General features: G+C 72.3%; 18 protein-coding genes. 14 read left to right on the top strand and 4 right to left on the bottom strand.

Annotated elements, in window-relative coordinates; genetic code table 11:
- Positions 1-11: 11 nt before the first annotated feature.
- From ACFWW8_RS03365 to ACFWW8_RS03310, 12 genes are all read left to right on the top strand, one after another.
- A complete protein-coding gene (locus ACFWW8_RS03365; RefSeq protein WP_386522883.1) occupies positions 12-1,067 on the top strand; it encodes an ABC transporter ATP-binding protein in 1,056 nt (351 codons plus the stop codon).
- Positions 1,060-2,112 carry an ABC transporter ATP-binding protein gene (locus tag ACFWW8_RS03360; protein ID WP_386522880.1) on the top strand — a complete coding sequence of 351 codons (1,053 nt, stop codon included), beginning with the start codon at positions 1,060-1,062 and terminating at the stop codon, positions 2,110-2,112. The genes ACFWW8_RS03365 and ACFWW8_RS03360 overlap by 8 nt, the downstream gene beginning before the upstream one ends.
- Before the next feature lie 126 nt (positions 2,113-2,238).
- Entirely contained in the window at positions 2,239-3,177 is a 939-nt protein-coding gene (locus tag ACFWW8_RS03355; protein ID WP_386522877.1) for a GNAT family N-acetyltransferase, read from the top strand.
- Between the two features lie 108 nt (positions 3,178-3,285).
- The gene (locus tag ACFWW8_RS03350) at positions 3,286-4,914 is read left to right on the top strand and encodes an ABC transporter substrate-binding protein (protein ID WP_386522875.1); all 1,629 of its coding nucleotides are present in this window, start codon (positions 3,286-3,288) and stop codon (positions 4,912-4,914) included.
- A gap of 30 nt (positions 4,915-4,944) precedes the next feature.
- Positions 4,945-5,868: an ABC transporter permease gene (locus tag ACFWW8_RS03345; RefSeq protein WP_386522872.1), complete on the top strand. Its 924-nt coding sequence runs from the start codon at positions 4,945-4,947 to the stop codon at positions 5,866-5,868.
- Positions 5,861-6,901, top strand: a complete 1,041-nt coding sequence (locus ACFWW8_RS03340) for an ABC transporter permease (RefSeq protein WP_386522870.1) — start codon at positions 5,861-5,863, stop codon at positions 6,899-6,901. The genes ACFWW8_RS03345 and ACFWW8_RS03340 overlap by 8 nt, the downstream gene beginning before the upstream one ends.
- Before the next feature lie 12 nt (positions 6,902-6,913).
- Entirely contained in the window at positions 6,914-7,888 is a 975-nt protein-coding gene (locus ACFWW8_RS03335; RefSeq protein WP_386522868.1) for an ABC transporter ATP-binding protein, read from the top strand.
- Complete coding sequence (locus ACFWW8_RS03330) at positions 7,881-8,921, top strand: ABC transporter ATP-binding protein (RefSeq protein WP_386522866.1); 1,041 nt, start codon at positions 7,881-7,883, stop codon at positions 8,919-8,921. The genes ACFWW8_RS03335 and ACFWW8_RS03330 overlap by 8 nt, the downstream gene beginning before the upstream one ends.
- 436 nt (positions 8,922-9,357) lie before the next feature.
- A complete protein-coding gene (locus ACFWW8_RS03325) occupies positions 9,358-9,552 on the top strand; it encodes a hypothetical protein (protein WP_069921796.1) in 195 nt (64 codons plus the stop codon).
- A gap of 101 nt (positions 9,553-9,653) precedes the next feature.
- Positions 9,654-10,547 carry an N-acetyl-1-D-myo-inositol-2-amino-2-deoxy-alpha-D-glucopyranoside deacetylase gene (mshB, locus tag ACFWW8_RS03320; protein WP_386522863.1) on the top strand — a complete coding sequence of 298 codons (894 nt, stop codon included), beginning with the start codon at positions 9,654-9,656 and terminating at the stop codon, positions 10,545-10,547.
- Complete coding sequence (locus ACFWW8_RS03315) at positions 10,544-10,927, top strand: DUF6113 family protein (RefSeq protein ID WP_386522861.1); 384 nt, start codon at positions 10,544-10,546, stop codon at positions 10,925-10,927. The genes mshB and ACFWW8_RS03315 overlap by 4 nt, the downstream gene beginning before the upstream one ends.
- A 359-nt stretch (positions 10,928-11,286) precedes the next feature.
- A complete protein-coding gene (locus ACFWW8_RS03310) occupies positions 11,287-13,197 on the top strand; it encodes a hypothetical protein (RefSeq protein ID WP_386522859.1) in 1,911 nt (636 codons plus the stop codon).
- A gap of 57 nt (positions 13,198-13,254) precedes the next feature.
- Here ACFWW8_RS03310 and ACFWW8_RS03305 read toward each other — a convergent pair whose 3' ends face one another.
- Entirely contained in the window at positions 13,255-14,046 is a 792-nt protein-coding gene (locus tag ACFWW8_RS03305; protein WP_386522856.1) for a transglutaminase-like domain-containing protein, read from the bottom strand.
- On the bottom strand, positions 14,043-15,038 hold the full coding sequence (locus ACFWW8_RS03300; protein WP_386522853.1) for a GNAT family N-acetyltransferase: 996 nt from the start codon (positions 15,036-15,038) through the stop codon (positions 14,043-14,045). Before ACFWW8_RS03300 ends, ACFWW8_RS03305 begins: the two co-directional genes overlap by 4 nt.
- 117 nt (positions 15,039-15,155) lie before the next feature.
- Here ACFWW8_RS03300 and fdxA point away from each other — a divergent pair, with 117 nt between their 5' ends.
- Together fdxA and dapC are read left to right on the top strand one after the other, a co-directional pair.
- Entirely contained in the window at positions 15,156-15,485 is a 330-nt protein-coding gene (fdxA, locus tag ACFWW8_RS03295; RefSeq protein ID WP_030011906.1) for a ferredoxin, read from the top strand.
- Positions 15,486-15,583: 98 nt separating this feature from the next.
- Positions 15,584-16,678 (top strand): succinyldiaminopimelate transaminase, encoded by a 1,095-nt coding sequence (gene dapC / locus ACFWW8_RS03290; protein ID WP_386522851.1) that lies wholly within the window; start codon positions 15,584-15,586, stop codon positions 16,676-16,678.
- An 82-nt stretch (positions 16,679-16,760) separates the two neighbouring features.
- Here dapC and ACFWW8_RS03285 read toward each other — a convergent pair whose 3' ends face one another.
- Together ACFWW8_RS03285 and ACFWW8_RS03280 are read right to left on the bottom strand one after the other, a co-directional pair.
- Entirely contained in the window at positions 16,761-17,159 is a 399-nt protein-coding gene (locus ACFWW8_RS03285) for an ATP-binding protein (protein WP_386522849.1), read from the bottom strand.
- 287 nt (positions 17,160-17,446) lie between these two features.
- A complete protein-coding gene (locus tag ACFWW8_RS03280; protein ID WP_386522846.1) occupies positions 17,447-18,403 on the bottom strand; it encodes a hypothetical protein in 957 nt (318 codons plus the stop codon).
- Between the last annotated feature and the right edge of the window lie 6 nt (positions 18,404-18,409).

Raw genomic sequence — 18,409 nt, 5'->3', positions numbered from 1 at the left:
AAGGGCGTACGTTGACCATCATCGACAAGACCTCGAACGTCCCCGCGCCCCGTTCGGCGCCGGAGGGGACCCCCCTGCTCGAAGTGCGCGACCTGCACGTCGAGTTCCACACCCGCGACGGTGTCGCCAAGGCCGTGAACGGCGTCTCGTACTCCGTGAACGCGGGCGAGACCCTCGCCGTCCTCGGCGAGTCCGGCTCGGGCAAGTCCGTGACGGCGCAGGCCATCATGGGCATCCTCGACATGCCGCCCGGCAAGATCCCGCACGGCGAGATCCTGTTCCAGGGCACCGACCTGCTGAAGCTGCCCGCCGAGGAGTTCCGCAAGGTCCGCGGCCAGAAGATCGCCATGATCTTCCAGGACGCGCTCTCCTCGCTGAACCCGGTGCACACCGTCGGCGCCCAGCTCGGCGAGATGTTCCGCGTCCACCGCGGCATGTCCAAGAAGGACGCCACGGCCAAGGCCGTCGAGCTCATGGACCGCGTGAAGATCCCCGCCGCCAAGGCGCGCGTGGGGGACTACCCGCACCAGTTCTCCGGCGGCATGCGCCAGCGCATCATGATCGCCATGGCGATGGCCCTGGAGCCCGACCTGATCATCGCCGACGAGCCCACCACGGCTCTCGACGTGACGGTCCAGGCCCAGGTCATGGACCTGCTCGCGGAGCTCCAGCGCGAGATGAACATGGGCCTGATCCTGATCACCCACGACCTCGGCGTCGTCGCCGACGTCGCGGACAAGATCGCCGTCATGTACGGCGGCCGGATCGTCGAGAACGCCCCGGTCCACGAGATCTACAAGCGCCCCGCGCACCCGTACACCCGCGGCCTGCTGGACTCGATCCCGCGCCTGGACCAGAAGGGCCAGGAGCTCTACGCGATCAAGGGCCTGCCGCCCAACCTGCTCAACATCCCGTCGGGCTGCGCCTTCAACCCGCGCTGCCCCAAGGCGCAGGACATCTGCCGCACCGACGTGCCGGTCCTGCACCCGGTGACCGAGCGGGACGGCGCCGACCTGCCCGGCCGCACCAGCGCGTGCCACTTCTGGAAGGAGCAGATCCATGGCTGAGCTCACCAAGAACGCCCCCGAGCGCGAGCCGATCCTCCAGGTCCGCAACCTGGTCAAGCACTTCCCGCTGACCCAGGGGATCCTGTTCAAGAAGCAGGTCGGCGCGGTCAAGGCGGTCGACGGGATCTCCTTCGACCTGTACCGCGGTGAGACCCTCGGGATCGTCGGCGAGTCCGGCTGTGGCAAGTCCACCGTCGCGAAGCTGCTGATGAGCCTGGAGAAGGCCACCGCGGGCGAGGTCTTCTACAAGGGCCAGGACATCACCAAGCTGTCCGGCCAGGCCCTCAAGGCCGTCCGCCGCAACATCCAGATGGTGTTCCAGGACCCGTACACCTCGCTGAACCCCCGCATGACGGTCGGCGACATCATCGGCGAGCCCTTCGAGATCCACCCCGAGGTGGCTCCCAAGGGCGACCGCCGGCGCAAGGTCCAGGAGCTCCTGGACGTGGTCGGACTCAACCCGGAGTACATCAACCGGTACCCGCACCAGTTCTCCGGCGGCCAGCGCCAGCGCATCGGCATCGCCCGCGGCCTCGCGCTCAACCCGGAGATCATCATCTGCGACGAGCCGGTCTCCGCGCTCGACGTGTCGGTGCAGGCCCAGGTCATCAACCTGATGGAGAAGCTCCAGGACGAGTTCAACCTGTCCTACCTCTTCATCGCGCACGACCTGTCGATCGTCCGGCACATCTCGGACCGCGTCGGCGTCATGTACCTCGGCAAGATGGCCGAGATCGGTACCGACGGCGAGATCTACGAGCACCCGACCCACCCGTACACCCAGGCGCTGCTGTCGGCCGTGCCGGTGCCGGACCCGGCTGCCCGTGAGGGCCGCGAGCGCATCATCCTCACCGGTGACGTACCGTCCCCGGCCAACCCGCCGTCGGGCTGCCGCTTCCGCACCCGCTGCTGGAAGGCCCAGGACAAGTGCTCCACGGAGGAGCCCCTGCTGGCGATCCCGGAGCGGTTCAAGGGCCTGGACGTCCTGGCCGCGCACGAATCGGCGTGCCACTTCGCGGAGGAGAAGGCCATCCTGGCCGTCTGACCCCCGCCGAGGGCGTACGCCCCCCAGAGCGCCCGGCACCGGATCCCTCCGGTACCGGGCGCTCCGGTGTTCCCCGCACGGGGGAGGCGGTTGCACCGCGCTGCCGGCCGGGCCGAGAGTGGGCCGATGACCGCCATGCTGACCGTCCGGCCCGCCGGGCCCGGGGACGCGTCCGACATCTGCGCCCTGCTCAACGCCGTCGACGTGATCGAGATCGGCCGCCCGGAGACCGACCTGGGCACCGTCGAGGCCGACCTCAACCATCCCGGAGTCGACCTCGCCACCGACTCCTGGCTCGCCTTCGAGGGCGGCCGGCTCCTGGCCTACGCCCTCGTCTGGGCCGACGCCGGCCCCGGCCGCGTCGACGGCGACCACTACGTCCTGCCCGGCCACCCGGAAGCCGCCGCGCTCCTGCTCGACCGCATGGAGGCGCGGGCCCGCGCGATGGCCGCCGGAACCGGCCCCGGGGCCCTGCGGATCCAGCTCAACGTGGAACCGACCCTGGACCTCGCCCTCCTGACCGGCCGCGGCTACCGCACCGTCCGCCGCTACCAGGTCATGACCAAGTCCCTGTCCCGGGCCGCCGATCCGGCCCCCGCCCCGCCGGCCGGGCTGTCCCTGCGCCACTGCGGCGCCGACGAGGCCGACCGCCGCCGCGCCCACGCCCTGGTCGAGGAGACCTTCGCGGCGCACTTCGGGCACGTGGAACGCGCGTACGAGCCCTGGCTGGACCACCTCGACGCCCGGCAGCTCGACTGGTCGCTGGTGTGGATCGCGAGCCTGACCGGCGCGGGCGACGCGGCCGTGCTGCTCACCCGGGACGACCGCACCAGCATGGGCTGGCTCAGCCACATCGGCGTGCGCGCGGACCTGCGCGGCCGCGGCATCGGCGGGTTCCTGCTGCGCCACGGCTTCGCCGCCTACGCGGAGCGGGGCCGCGACACCGTCGGCCTCGGCGTGGACACCCACAACGAAACCGGCGCGCTGGCGCTCTACGAGGCGCACGGCATGGGGCTGCACTACGCGGTGGACACCTGGGAGCTGTCATTGCACCCACAGGGGTGACAGGCGGGTGACGCGGGAGTGCAATCGGTCCAACCAGGAGTGTGCGGGACGCCGGATCGGGTGACATTGGCCCGTACGTGAGTCTTGGGATCCCAGAGGAGGCACTCCATGCGCGGAGTCACCCACGCCAAGTGGACCGCATGTGCCGTGGCCGTCGCCCTCGCGGCGACTGCCTGCGGTGGCGGAGGCGACAGCGGGGGCGGCGACGGCGCCGGAGTCGTCAGCTCCTCGTGGGGCGATCCGCAGAACCCGCTGGAGCCGGCCAACACCAACGAGGTGCAGGGCGGCAAGGTCCTCGACATGCTCTTCCGGGGCCTGAAGCGGTACGACCCGAAGACCGGCGAGGCCAAGGACATGGTCGCCGAGAAGATCGAGACGACGGACAGCCAGAACTTCACGGTCACGCTGAAGGACGGCTGGAAGTTCAGCAACGACGAGCCCGTCACCGCGCAGTCCTTCGTGGACGCCTGGAACTACGGTGCGGACGTCCGCAACAAGCAGAACAACGCGCCGTTCTTCTCGGACATCGTCGGCTACGACGACCTGCACCCGAAGTCCGGCGACCCCAAGACCAAGACGATGTCCGGCCTGGTGGTCAAGGACCCCAAGACCTTCACCGTGGCCCTGAAGGAGAAGTTCTCCACCTGGCCCGAGACCCTCGGCTACCAGGCGTTCTCCCCACTGCCGAAGGCCTTCTTCACCGACCACGCCGGCTGGCTGAACAAGCCGGTCGGCAACGGCCCGTACACGGTGGACTCGTACACCAAGGGCACCGGCATGAAGCTGCGCGCGTGGGACGGCTACCCCGGCGCGGACAAGGCGCAGAACGGCGGCGTGGACCTGAAGGTCTACACCGACAACAACACCGCCTACACGGACCTGATCTCCGGAAACCTCGACCTCGTCGACGACGTCCCGGCCCAGCAGCTCAAGAGCGTCCAGAACGACCTCGGCGACCGCTACATCAACCAGCCGGCCCTCATCATCCAGACCCTCACCTTCCCGCTGTACGACCCCCAGTGGGGCAAGGAGGGCATGGAGAAGGTCCGCCGGGGCATCTCGCGGGCGATCAACCGCGACGAGATCACCAAGCAGATCTTCCGGGACACCCGCACCCCCGCCAAGGACTGGACCTCGCCGGCCCTCGGCGAGCAGGGCGGCTTCTCCGCGACCGCCTGCGGCGACGCCTGCGTCTACGACCCCGCCGAGGCCAAGAAGCTCATCCAGGAGGGCGGCGGCCTGCCCGGCGGCAAGGTCACGCTGACCTCCAACGTGGACACCGGCTCGCACCGTGAGTGGATGGACGCCGTCTGCAACAGCATCAACAACGCCCTCGGCGAGGGCCCGGTCTGCACGGTCAACCCCATCGGCACCTTCGCCGACTTCCGCAACCAGCAGAGCGGCTTCAAGCTGACCGGTCCCTTCCGCTCCGGCTGGCAGGCCGACTACCCGCTGATCCAGAACTTCCTGGAGCCGCTGTACTACACGGGTGCCTCCTCGAACTACGGCAAGTTCAGCAACCCGGAGTTCGACAAGCTCGTCGACCAGGCCAACCAGGAGAGCGACACGGCGAAGGCCACGGCCACGTTCCGCGACGCCGAGAAGATCCTCGCCGAGCAGATGCCGTCCATCCCGCTCTGGTACCAGAACGGCAGCGCCGGCTACTCCGAGCGGCTCTCCGACGTGACCCTGAACCAGTTCAGCGTCCCGGTCTACGACCAGATCAAGGTCAGCTGACCCCCCGACGGATCGATCCTGGAGCAGTCCATGGGACGTTATGTGATCCGGCGGCTGCTCCAGATGATCCCGGTGTTCATCGGCAGCACGTTCCTGATCTTCTTCATGGTGTACGCGCTCGGTGACCCCGTCGCGGCCCTCTTCGGGGACAAGGCCCCCGACCCCGCCACCGCCGCGCGCATCCGCAAGGACCTCTACCTCGACCAGCCCCTGTGGAAGCAGTACCTCCACTACATGGGCCAGATCTTCCAGGGCGACTTCGGCACGGCCTTCAACGGGCAGAGCGTCACCTCCCTGATGGCGACGGCCTTCCCCGTCACCCTGCGCCTGACGATCGTCGCCATCGTCATCGAGGTCGTCGTCGGCATCACCCTCGGCGTCGTCAGCGGCCTGCGCCGCGGCCGGTCCGTCGACAGCGGCGTGCTGGTCCTGACCCTGATCGTCATCTCCGTGCCGACCTTCGTCACCGGCTACCTGCTCCAGTACCTCTTCGGCGTCAAATGGGGCTGGGTCCGGCCCACCGTCTCCCCGGACGCCCCCTTCGGCGAGCTGATCCTGCCGGGGATCGTGCTCGCCCTCGTCTCCCTCGCCTACGTCACCCGGCTCTCGCGCACCTCGATCGCCGAGAACGTCAAGGCCGACTACGTCCGCACGGCCGTGGCCAAGGGGCTGCCGCGCCGCAGGGTCGTCACCCGGCACCTGCTGCGCAACTCCCTCATCCCCGTGGTCACCTTCATCGGCACCGACATCGGCGCCCTCATGGGCGGCGCCATCGTCACGGAGCGGATCTTCAACATCCACGGCGTCGGCTACCAGCTCTACCAGGGGATCCTGCGCAACAACGCCCCCACCGTCGTCGGCTTCGTGACCATCCTCGTCATCGTCTTCCTGGTGGCGAACCTGCTCGTCGACCTGCTCTACGCGGTCCTGGACCCGAGGATCCGTTATGCCTGAGCCCGTGCGTCCCGAGGGCCCCGAGCGCGCGGAGGGACCCGGCGGCTACGACCCCGTCGGCCCCCGCCGGCACGAAGCAGTCTCACCCACCGGCCAGGGAGGCGCCATGGATCTGGCCCTGGAAGAGGCCGAGAGCCTGGAGAAGGGCCCCGGACCGGGACCCGCCGGCGGCACCGGGGCCCAGGAGAAGGCCCGCTCCCTGTGGTCCGACGCCTGGCACCAGCTGCGCCGCAACCCGGTCTTCGTCGTCTCCTCCCTGCTGATCCTCTTCCTGATCGTGATCTCGATCTGGCCCCAGCTCATCGCCGGCGGCGACCCGCTCCAGTGCGACCTGTCCAAGTCCCAGCAGGGCGCGTCGCCCGGACACCCCTTCGGCTACGACACCCAGGGCTGCGACGTCTACACCCGCACCGTCTACGGAGCCCGCGCCTCCATCACCGTCGGCATCTGCGCCACCCTGGGCGCCGCCCTGCTCGGCTCCGCGCTCGGCGGACTCGCCGGATTCTTCGGCGGCTGGTCGGACTCGCTGCTCTCCCGGGTCGCCGACATCTTCTTCGGCATCCCGGTCGTCCTCGGCGGACTCGTCTTCCTGTCCGTGGTCACCAGCGACACCGTCTGGCCCGTGGTCGGCTTCATCGTGCTGCTGGGCTGGCCGCAGATCGCCCGCATCGCCCGCGGCTCGGTGATCACCGCCAAACAGAACGACTACGTCCAGGCCGCCCGGGCACTGGGCGCCGGCAACGGCCGGATGCTGCTGCGGCACGTGGCACCGAACGCCGTCGCACCCGTCATCGTCGTCGCCACCATCGCCCTGGGCACGTACATCGCCCTGGAGGCCACCCTGTCCTTCCTCGGCGTCGGCCTGCGCCCGCCCACCGTCTCCTGGGGCATCGACATCTCCAACGCGGCCCCGCAGATCCGCAACGCCCCGCACATGCTGCTCTACCCCGCGGGCGCGCTCAGCCTGACCGTGCTCGCCTTCATCATGCTCGGCGACGCGGTGCGCGACGCCCTCGACCCCAAGCTGCGCTGAGGAGCCCCGCACATGCTGCTCGAAGTCCGCGACCTGCACGTGGAGTTCACGACGCGCGACGGAGTCGCCAAGGCGGTCAACGGCGTCGACTACTCGGTGGGCGAGGGCGAGACCCTCGCGGTGCTCGGCGAGTCCGGCTCGGGCAAGTCGGTCACCGCCCAGGCCGTGATGGGCATCCTGGACTCGCCCCCCGGCCGCATCGCGGGCGGCGAGATCCTCTTCAAGGGCGAGGACCTGCTGAAGATGAAGGAGGAGCGGCGCAGGAAGGTCCGCGGCGCCGAGATGGCGATGATCTTCCAGGACGCGCTGTCCTCCCTGAACCCCGTCCTCAGCGTGGGCGCCCAGCTCGGCGAGATGTACGAGGTCCACCGCGGGATGTCCCGCAAGGACTCCCGGGCCAAGGCCGTCGAGCTGATGGACCGGGTGAAGATCCCGGCGGCCAAGGCGCGCGTGGGGGACTACCCGCACCAGTTCTCCGGCGGCATGCGCCAGCGCATCATGATCGCCATGGCTCTGGCCCTGGAGCCCTCGCTGATCATCGCCGACGAGCCCACCACCGCCCTCGACGTCACCGTCCAGGCCCAGGTCATGGACCTGCTCGCGGAGCTCCAGCGCGAGCTGAACATGGGCCTGATCCTGATCACCCACGACCTCGGTGTCGTCGCCGACGTGGCCGACAAGATCGCCGTCATGTACGCGGGCCGGATCGTCGAGGCGGCCCCCGTCCACGAGATCTACCGGGCGCCCGCCCACCCGTACACCCGGGGCCTGCTGGACTCGATCCCGCGCCTGGACCAGAAGGGCCAGGAGCTGTACGCCATCAAGGGCCTGCCGCCCAACCTGCTCGCCATCCCGCCCGGCTGCGCCTTCAACCCGCGCTGCCCGATGGCGCGGCCCGCCTGCCGCGCGGAGGTGCCGCCGCTCGCGCGGGTCGCCGAGGAGCGGACCAGTGCCTGCTTCTTCTGGAAGGAGTGCCTCCATGGCTGAGTCCCTTCTCGAAGTGAAGGACCTGGTCAAGCACTACCCGCTGACCCAGGGCGTCGTCTTCCGCAAACTGATCGGCGCGGTCAAGGCCGTGGACGGGGTCTCCTTCTCCCTGTCGGCCGGCGAGACGCTGGGCATCGTCGGCGAGTCCGGCTGCGGCAAGTCGACCGTGGCCAAGATGCTGGTCAACCTGGAGCGGCCGACCGCGGGCCGGATCTCGTACAAGGGCGAGGACATCACCAAGCTGTCCGGGCGCGCCCTGAAGGCCGTCCGCCGCAACATCCAGATGGTCTTCCAGGACCCGTACACCTCGCTGAACCCCCGCATGACGGTCGGCGACATCATCGGCGAGCCGTACGAGATCCACCCCGAGGTCGCCCCCAGGGGCGACCGGCGGCGCAAGGTGCAGGACCTGCTGGACGTGGTCGGACTCAACCCGGAGTACATCAACCGGTACCCCCACCAGTTCTCCGGCGGCCAGCGCCAGCGCATCGGCATCGCCCGCGGCCTGGCCCTGCGGCCGGAGGTCATCGTCGCCGACGAGCCGGTCTCCGCGCTCGACGTCTCCGTTCAGGCCCAGGTGATCAACCTGCTGGAGAAGCTCCAGGACGAGTTCGACCTGTCCTACGTCTTCATCGCGCACGACCTGTCGATCGTCCGGCACATCTCCGACCGGGTCGGCGTCATGTACCTCGGCCGGATCGTCGAGATCGGCACCGACACCCAGATCTACGACCACCCCACCCACCCGTACACCCAGGCCCTGCTCTCCGCCGTCCCCGTACCCGACCCCGGCGCACGCGCCCACCGCGAGCGGATCATCCTCTCCGGCGACGTCCCCTCCCCGGCCGACCCGCCGTCCGGCTGCCGCTTCCGCACCCGCTGCTGGAAGGCCGAATCCCGCTGCGCCACGGAGGTCCCGCTGCTGGCCGTCCCGGCGGTGTTCCCCTCGGGACCGGCCGCCCACCCGTCGGCCTGTCACTTCGCGGCGGAGAAGCAGGTGGTCCCGCCGCCCCCGGAGGACCCGGGCCGGTAGTCCGCGGGCTCGAGCGACGGCCGCCGCGCCGCCGGGGGCCGGGCGCTCCCGCCGCCCGGCCGTCCACGGAGCGGACGGGAGGCGTCCGGGGACGATCATTTCCCGCCACCCGTGCGCGGCCTCCCGAGCGGTCGGTGCCGCGCACGCAACTCCGTTAACACAGGGGCAACTTGACCGTATCTGCCCCGAGATATCAGGCGTGCAGCCTGGGCCGGGTGCGGCCGTGCGGGTGCCGACAGCCGGCCGGGGAGGCGCACAGCCTCCCCGGCCGGCCTCCCCCGTGACCCCGGCCGTGCATCACGTACGCCCCTCGCGCTGCCGGAATTCGATCGGCGGGCTGGCACGGATAGTTATGATTCGTAGCGCATGGTGGGTATGCATCTCGCCGAGCACGAATACGCGTACCGATGTCCGCTCGACGTGGAGGTGAAACGCCGTGGCACTCTCGATCTCGGCCGTGGTGCTGCTGGCGATCGTCGTCTTCCTGCTGGTCCGCAAGTCGGGCCTGAAAGCGGGACACGCGGTGGTCTGCGTACTCCTGGGCTTCTACCTGGCGAGCTCCACCATCGCCCCCACCCTCAACCAGCTCACGTCCAACGTGGCTAGCATGATCAGCGGGCTCAAGTTCTAGGCCGTCTCCCCGTCGCTCCGTCCGGGGGCTCCGGCAGGACTCGCTCCTGCCGCACTGCGGGCGTACGGAGCGACGTGAGCGGCACCCCCTAGGCTTGCCCCATGAACGGTCTTCCCGCCCGTCGTCTGCTGCTCGTGCACGCGCATCCCGACGACGAGTCGATCAACAACGGCGTCACCATGGCGAAGTACGCGGCCGAGGGCGCGCACGTCACCCTGGTGACCTGCACCCTCGGTGAGGAGGGTGAGGTCATCCCGCCCGGCCTCGCCCATCTGGCGGCCGACCGCGACGACGCCCTCGGCCCCCACCGCGTCGGCGAGCTCGCCGCGGCCATGGCCGAACTGGGCGTCACCGACCACCGGTTCCTCGGCGGCCCCGGCCGCTTCCGGGACTCCGGGATGATGGGCGCGCCGCAGAACGCCCGTCCCGGCGCGTTCTGGTCCGCCGACGTGGACGAGGCCGCCGCCCACCTCGTCGAGGTGATCCGCGAGGTGCGCCCGCAGGTGCTCGTCACCTACGACCCCGACGGCGGGTACGGCCACCCGGACCACATCCAGGCCCACCGCGTCGCCACGCGGTCCGTCGAACTCGCCGCGGAGGACGGGTACCGTCCCGACCTCGGCGCGCCGCACCGGATCGGGAAGGTCTACTGGAACCGCGTCCCGCTGTCCGTCGCCGAGGCGGGGTTCGCCCGGCTGCGCGCGGACCGTACGGTCCCGTTCCCCGGGACGGCCACCCCCCAGGACGTGCCGGGGGTCGTCGACGACGGGCGGATCACCGCCGAGATCGGGGGCGAGGAGAGGTTCGTGGCCGCCAAGACCGCCGCCATGCGGGCCCACGCCACCCAGATCGCCGTGGACGGGCCCTTCTTCGCCCTTTCCAACGACCTCGGGCAGCCGCTGTTCACCCGCGAGTACTACGAACTCGCCGACGGGCGGCCCGGCGTGCCGGCCGGCGAGCGCGAGCGCGACCTCTTCGCGGGGGTGGACGCGTGACCGGGGCGGCGGGGCCGGGCCGGATCGCCGGCTGCCTGGGCCTGCTGGTGGCGGGCGTGCTGACGGGCGCGGCCGGCTGGCTGGTGGTGGACCTGTGGTTCCCCGGCGGACTGCTGCTCGCCCTGCTGGCCCTCTTCGGGCTGTTCCTCGGCGGGCGGATCGCCCTGGGGCCCGGGCTCGGCGTGGGCGGCGCCGCGGGCGGCTGGTTCCTCGCGTACGTGATGCTCGGCATCCCGCGCCCCGAGGGCGACTTCCTGTTGAGTTCGTCCGGAATCGGCATGTACGCATACCTTTTGGGGGGAACCGTACTGGCTGTGATGTGTGCCACGATGCGCGCGATCCCGGATCGGCCGGTTTCGGCCGCACCGTCCGCCAAGTGACGTGGTGTTGGGCATCTCCGGAGGGCCGGTCCGCCGGGGTCGCGGCGGGCCGCGAAGAGTGCTTGCGGGGGGATTTGCGGGGCCCGTGAGGAACCGCTGATTCCCGGGGGTCAGTTGCGTACGGGCGACGGCCAGTATGGTGGACGGGCCGCCGAGCTGCCCGCGCACGGTATGACGGGCGGCGGAGCCAACCGGGAGAACCTGCCTTGAGTCGTGAAACTGACAGTTCGTCCTCCGGGCCCCAGGGGCGCGGCGGAGCCGCCTACCCCTCGGGTACCCCGCCGTATGGAACCGGCCAGTATCCGTCCACGACTGTGCCGACCGGGCCCGGCGCGACGACCGCCCCGGAGGAGAACCCTGTGACCTCGAAGCCGTCCACGCCCGAATCCGACGGGCCCAAGACCGAGACCACCCTGACGACCCGGATCCGGATCAACATCCCGGGTTCGCGGCCGATCCCGCCGGTGGTCGTGCGCAAGCCGATGGGTGCCCCCGCCGACGAGGCGGCCGCCGACGAGCCGGCGCCGCCGCAGAGCCGGGCGGCGGGTGCCGCACCCGCCGCGCAGCCCGCGCCGAGGCCCAAGCAGCCCCTGCCGACCCGCATCGAGGCCGCGCAGGAGCCGGCCGCCCCGCAGGGCGGGCCGGCCGAGGGCGGGGAGGCGGCCAGCAACTGGTTCGCCCCGCGCAAGTCGGCCCCGCCGGCCGGACAGGCCCCGCCGCAGGCGCCGGTCTCCGGCCGGGCGCCCGGACTCCCGGCCGGGGCCCCGCAGGGCCAGGGCCCGTTCCAGGCCCCGCCCGCGGCCCCGCTCCCGGGACGCACCCCGCAGCCTCCGGCGGCGCGGGGCGGCTTCGCCCCGCCGCGCTCCGCGGACGCGCCCGCCTCGGGCTACAGCCCGGACTACGCCCCGCAGCCGCCCGCCCCGGCCGGCCCGCTGCCCGGCCGCCCCGGCGGCCCCGGTGCCGGGGCGCCCCAGGGCTACCCCGGGTACCCGGGCGACCAGGGCGACGCGGGTCCCGTCACCGAGGCGTTCCCCGTCTACGGCGGCCCCGGCACCGGCGGCCCCGCCGGACCCACCGGCGGCCCCGTCTTCGGCAGCGGCCCGGTCGGCGGGCCGGTCGGCGGGCCCCCCGCAGGACCCGGCCCGGTCGGCGCGGGCGGCCCCGGTGCTCCCGCCGTCGCCCCCCGCGCCGACGCGGCGCCGCGCTGGCCCGGCCCCGAGACGGACGGTCCCGCCCCCGTACCGATGCCGGCGCCCGCGCCGGTCCCCGCCCCCGCGGCGGTGCCCAGCCCCGCGCCCCCGAAGCAGAAGGCCCCGGCAAAGCCCGTGAAGAAGGCCCGCTCCAAGCTCCTCCTCCTGTGCGTCGGTCTCCTGGGTGTCCTCGGCGTGGCCTACGGCGCCGGGCTGTTGCTGAACCACTCCGACGTCCCCAAGGGCACCACCGTCCTCGGCGTCGACATCAGCGGCAGCCGCGACGAGGCCGTGGCCAAGCTCCAGACCGCCTTCGGCGCCCGCGCCGCCGCCCCGCTCCAGCTCACCGTCGGCGGCAAGCAGGTCGAGCTGAAGCCGGAGAAGGCCGGCCTGACGCTGGACAGCCAGACCACCGTCCGCAACGCGGCCGGCAGCGACTACAACCCCGTCACCGTCATCGGCTCGCTCCTCGGCCAGGAGCGCGAGGCGACGCCTGTGATGCCGGTCGACGAGGAGAAGCTCCAGGTCGCGCTCCAGGAACTCGCGGGCACGTCCGGCTCGGCCACCGAGGGCACCATCACCTTCGACACGGGCAAGCCCGTCGCCGTCCCCGGCACCCCCGGAACCACCCTCGACGCCGACGCCTCCGTCGCCCAGGTCACCAGGGCCTTCCGCGACACGGTGGCCACCGGCAAGTCCGCCCCGGTGGAACTGCCGGTCACCGCCAAGGCGCCGGTCATCGACCAGGCCGAACTCGACCGTGCCATGAAGGAGTTCGCCGAGCCCGCGATGTCGGCCAACGCCGTCGTCAAGATCGGTGGGAAGCCCCTCGCCTTCGGCGCCAAGTCCCTGCCGAAGATCCTCAGCATGCAGCCGGTGGAGGGCCACCTCGTCCCGAAGTTCGACCTGGAAGCCCTCAAGGACGTCTACGGGAACACCTTCGACGGGATCCTGATCGCCCGGGGCAACGGCGCCAAGACCGCGGTCACCCCGCAGGACGTGGCCGGCGCCCTCGGCCAGGCCCTGCGCGGCAAGACCACCGCCGAGCGGACCGTCGTCGTCGACACCAACCCGTCCTGACCGTGCGGGGCCGGGGCACCGCCCCGGCCCCGCACGTCGCTCCGGCGGCGCGGGAGGTCAGTTCAGCAGCGCGCGGGCCGACGCGGCCTCCGCACGGATGCGGCCCGCCGCGGTGACGTCGATCGCGTCCACGACCGTCGCGTACGACTCCAGCTCGGCGGCGCCCTCCTGGAAGGCGCCCCGCTCCACCAGCAGCCGGGCCCGCTCGTACCGCAGCGACGCCGGGTGCGACGGCAGCAGCAGCGACAGGTCCAGCGCCCACAGCGCCACCCCGGAGTGCTCGGGCCGGGCCGAGGCCCACGCCCGGATGTTGTTCAGGATCCGCAGCACGATGTCCCGGGTCCGCGCCGGGGTCCGCGGCCCGTCGGCCAGTTCGGCAGGCCCGGTCCCCAGCGAGGCGCCGCCCGCGAACGGATCCACCACGACGCCCTCCTCCGGGTCGCCGAAGCCCACCACGAAGTGCCCCGGCAACCCCAGCCCGTACACCGGCGCCCCCGCCCGCCGCGCGACCTCCAGCCACACCACCGACAGCAGGATCGGCAGCCCGCGCCGCCGCCGCAGCACCTCGTGCAGCAGCGAGGACTCCAGCCGGTCGTAGTCCGCCGGGGTGCCGTGGAAACCGAGCCGTCCGCCCAGCAGTTCCGTGACCGCCGAGGCCCACGCCCGCCCGCCCCGCAGCCCGTACGGCAGCATCCCCGCGAGCCGGTCCAGCTCGATCTGTGCCCAGTCGATGGCGCGTTCGTCCACCTCCGGGTCGCCCTCCGCCGCCAGCAGCAGGCACAGCAGCGCCAGGTCGGGGCGCTCCGACCGCGCCTCCGCGGCGAACTGCTCCCGCCAGGCGGACGTCACGCCGTCTCCCGGAGCTGCCGGTAGTGGTGGTAGCTGTGGTGCGTGGCGAAGCCCAGGCCGTCGTACAGGGCCCGCGCGGCCGCGTTGTCCGTCTCCACCTGGAGCCAGGCCGCCGACGCGCCCTCTTCCAGCGCCCGCCGGGCCAGCGCCGCCATCACCGCCGTCGCCAGCCCCTCCCGCCGGTGCGCCGGGTCGACCGTCACGGCCGCGAAACCGGCCCACCGCCCGTCCACCACGCACCGGCCGACCGCGCGGCCGCCCGGCAGCGCCGCGAACCACACCGACGGCCCCTCCACCAGCATCCGCCGGGCGAGCTCCGGGTCGTCGACCTTCCCGTAGCGCCCGAGCCACTCCTCGTCCGGGGTGCGGGTCAGCCGTATCCCGGCGGCCGCCGGCGCGTCCACGTCGCCCACCGGGGCCAGGGCGCCGATCCGCACCTGAGCCGAGACCTCGGCCGCCCAGCCGAGCCGTTCCAGCTCCGCGCAGAGCAGTTCCTGGGTGCCGGCCGCGCCCGTGGCGGCCTGTACGTACGCCGGGAGGCCGCGCCGCGCGTACCAGGAGGTCACCCGCGCGAGTGCATCCTCCAGCGGCATCCCCGGATCGCCGAGGGGCAGGACCGAATTGGCGCGCCGGGTGAATCCGGCGGCCGCCCGCAGCGTCCACTCGCCCAGGGGCTCGCTCTCCAGCGGTTGCCAGGACCGCGCGGTGATCCGCGCGAGCTCCCCGAAGGAGGCTGCCGGGCCCCTGCGGCGGGCCGGCGCGGCGGGCACGATCTTGCCCGCCACCAGCGACGATTCCGGAATGCGGACCGCCTGGCCGTTCTTCTTTGTGATCAGCAGCACACCCCCGTACCAGGATGTGAGAACCCCTACCGTGTCCGCGAACTCGGGCGATCCGCCCGTCCCCGGCTCCACCCGTCGTACAGAGACTCGTTTACCCACGTCAGCCGGGGTGATACGGACCTCCAGCCGTCCGCCTGCAGCGATTTCCACAGCTCTGTCCGCCCCTCCTGTTCGGATCGTGCCCGGGAACGGAGATACTAGGTGCGGGCATCGACGACGCCGCGCTCCCGCGCGATATGGAAAGCCCTACCGAGGAGGAACGAGAGCGTGACCTACGTCATCGCGGAGCCTTGTGTCGACGTCAAGGACAAGGCATGCATCGAAGAGTGCCCCGTCGACTGCATCTACGAGGGCCAGCGGTCCTTGTACATCCACCCGGACGAGTGCGTCGACTGTGGTGCGTGTGAGCCGGTCTGCCCGGTCGAGGCCATCTTCTACGAGGACGACACCCCGGAGGAGTGGAAGGACTACTACAAGGCGAACGTCGAGTTCTTCGACGAGCTCGGTTCGCCCGGTGGTGCCTCCAAGCTCGGCCTGATCGAGCGCGACCACCCCTTCGTCGCGGCGCTTCCCGCCGGCATCAACGGCGAACACTGACCTTTCGCGGCAGAAGCATCCCCTCGGCCCCGTGCGGCCTGACCGCCGCACGGGGCCGAGGTGTTTCGCGCCCCCACCCAGAGAGAGCAGAGACCCCCGTGGCCGCAGTATCCGACCGTCTTCCCGTCTTCCCCTGGGACAAGCTGGAGCCGTACAAGGCCACGGCGGCGGCCCACGCGGACGGCATCGTCGACCTGTCGATCGGCACGCCCGTGGACCCGGTGCCCCGGCTGATCCAGCAGGCCCTCGCCGACGCCGCCGACTCGCCGGGCTACCCCACGGTGTGGGGCACGGTCGCCCTGCGCGACGCGATCACGGGGTGGGTGCGCGGCCGGCTCGGCGCGAGCGCCGCCGGACACACCAACGTCCTGCCGGTGGTCGGCTCGAAGGAACTGGTCGCGTGGCTGCCGACCCAGCTGGGCCTCGGCGCCGGCGACAAGGTCGCCTACCCCCGGCTCGCCTACCCCACGTACGAGGTCGGCGCGCGGCTGTGCGGCGCGGAGCCCGTCGTGTACGACGACCCGACGGAGCTGGACCCGGCCGGCGTCCGGCTGCTCTGGCTCAACTCCCCGTCCAACCCCACCGGGAAGGTCCTCCCCAAGGAGGAGCTGATCCGGATCGTGGCCTGGGCGCGCGAGCACGGCATCCTCGTCTTCAGCGACGAGTGCTACCTGGAGCTGGGCTGGGAGGCCGAGCCGGTCTCCGTCCTCCACGACGACGTCTGCGGCGGCTCCTACGAGGGCCTCGTCGCGGTCCACTCGCTCTCCAAGCGGTCCAACCTGGCCGGCTACCGGGCGGCGTTCGCCGCCGGCGACGCGGCCGTGCTCGGCGAGCTGCTGCAGATCCGCAAGCACGGCGGAATGATGACGCCCGCCCCCGTCCAGGCGGCCACCGTGGCGGCCCTGGGCGACGACACGCACGTGGCCGAGCAGCGCGAGCGCTACGCCGCCCGCCGCGCCGCGCTGCGCACCGCCCTGGAGGCGCACGGCTTCCGCGTCGAGCACAGCGAGGCCAGCCTCTACCTGTGGGTGACCCGGGACGAGCCCTGCTGGGACACCGTCGCTCACCTCGCGGAGCTCGGCATCCTGGTCGCGCCGGGGGACACCTACGGCGAGGCGGGCGCGCGGTTCGTGCGCGTCGCCTTCACCGCCACCGACGAGCGCGTCGCGGCGGCCGTCAAGCGCCTCGGCTGAGCCGGGCGCCCGCCCGCCGTGCCGCAGCAGCCCGAAGGGGCCGGGAGTTCGTGCTCCCGGCCCCTTCGGTGTCGTACGGCGGTCAGCCGCCGAGCGGCAGTCCGCCGAGCGGCAGGGCCCCGGTCAGGGAGCCGGTCGGCAGCGAGTCCGTAGGCAGCGAGTCCGTCGGGAGCTCGCCGGTGGGCAGCGAGCCCACCGGGAGGTCCTTGGCGGCGGGCAGTCCGCCGAGCATCGGCGCGGCGGTGCCCACCAGTTCGGTCGCGGGCGCGGCGGCGGCCGGGACGGCCTCGGTGGCGGTGTCCGTGACCGCCGTGGCGTCGGCGCCGTCCGGGGCGGTGAGGGGTGCGGTGAGTGCGTCCAGCTGCGGCACGGACTCCAGGCCCGCGGCGCTGGCCGCGCCGGCCGCACCGACCACGGGCGCTGCCCCGGCTGCGAGGAGCAGCGCGGCACGGGCGATCCGGCGGGTCAGGGGGAGGGACATGTTGCTCCTAAGCGGTAGCGGCTGAGTACGCCGTGTACAACCGCTCGCGGGGCGGGTGGAGTTGCGGATGCACCGGGTAAAGGATCGGTAACGCATCGTTTAATCGGCCTGCGTGACAAATGCATTCAGCACGCGCTCACCAGGCCTTCCGTACTTCCGCGGACCCGCCGGCCCCCGCACCGGCCACACCCGCACGGGTGACGCCTCGTACGCGCGGCCGGGTGCCTCCGGCGGGCTTCCGGACCGTCCCGGCCGCCCTCGGCGGGCGGTGAGGACGTAACCGCCCCTCAGCGGGCCGTGAAGATCCGGACCTCGTCGGCGGGGGCGTCCTGCCGCCCGCCGCCGTCCGGCGCGCCGTCCGCGCCCCCGGACCGCCACGCGCGGCCGGCCCGGCCACCGGTCCAGTCGTCGCCGCCGTACGAGACCCGCGCGATCCCCAGCTCCTGCGACCGGGCCACCGCCCAGTGCGCCACGGCCCGGCCGCGCCGCTCCTCGGCCGCCCCGCCGTCCCGCTTCAGCCGGACGTCGACCCGGCCCTGCGGAGCACCGCCCGCGGCCGCGGTGTCCGCCACCGCCCCGCCGGGGCCACCGCCCAGCGTCCCCTCGCCGAAGGCCCGTACCAGCTCCGTCCGCACCCGCTCCGGATCGCCGCCCGCCGGAACCGGACCCGAGCAGACCAGGTTTCCGGCCCCGCCGAAGGCGGCCGTCAGGACCGTCGCGTCCGGCTCGTGCTTGGCGTACGCCTGCGGGAAACCGCTGCGCTGCACCTTCTGCGCGGCCACCGTCAGCGGCAGCCGCGAGTACCCCGGGACCTCGACGAGGTGGTCGTAGAAGATCGCGGCCGAGTAGACCGGGTCCGTGATCTGCTCCGGAGTGCCCCAGCCCATCGAGGGCCGCTGCTGGAACAGGCCGAGCGAGTCCCGGTCCCCGTGGTCGAGGTTGCGCAGCGCCGACTCCTGCATCGCCGTGGCCAGCGCGATGGTCACCGCCCGGTCCGGCAGGCCCTTGGAGATCCCGACCGCCGCTATCGTCGCCGCGTTCGAGGCCTGCTCCGGGGACAGCTCGTACTCCTCGGGGTCCGCCCCGGCCGCGGAGGCGGTGCAGTACGGGGCGCCGCCGCCGTTGGAGTTCCGCTGGGCGGCGAAGTACCCGATCACCGCGAACAGGACGAGGAGACCGACGGCCACGCGCAGCGGCCTGCGGCGGCGGGAGCGGGGAGGACGGTTCTCGGACACGCGGCCCACCGTACT

The sequence above is a fragment of the Streptomyces sp. NPDC058701 genome (assembly GCF_042715295.1).
In the GTDB taxonomy this organism is placed as follows: Bacteria; Actinomycetota; Actinomycetes; order Streptomycetales; family Streptomycetaceae; genus Streptomyces.
Note: the sequence above shows the minus strand (reverse complement) of the source record. Positions and strands in the feature narration are given on the sequence as shown.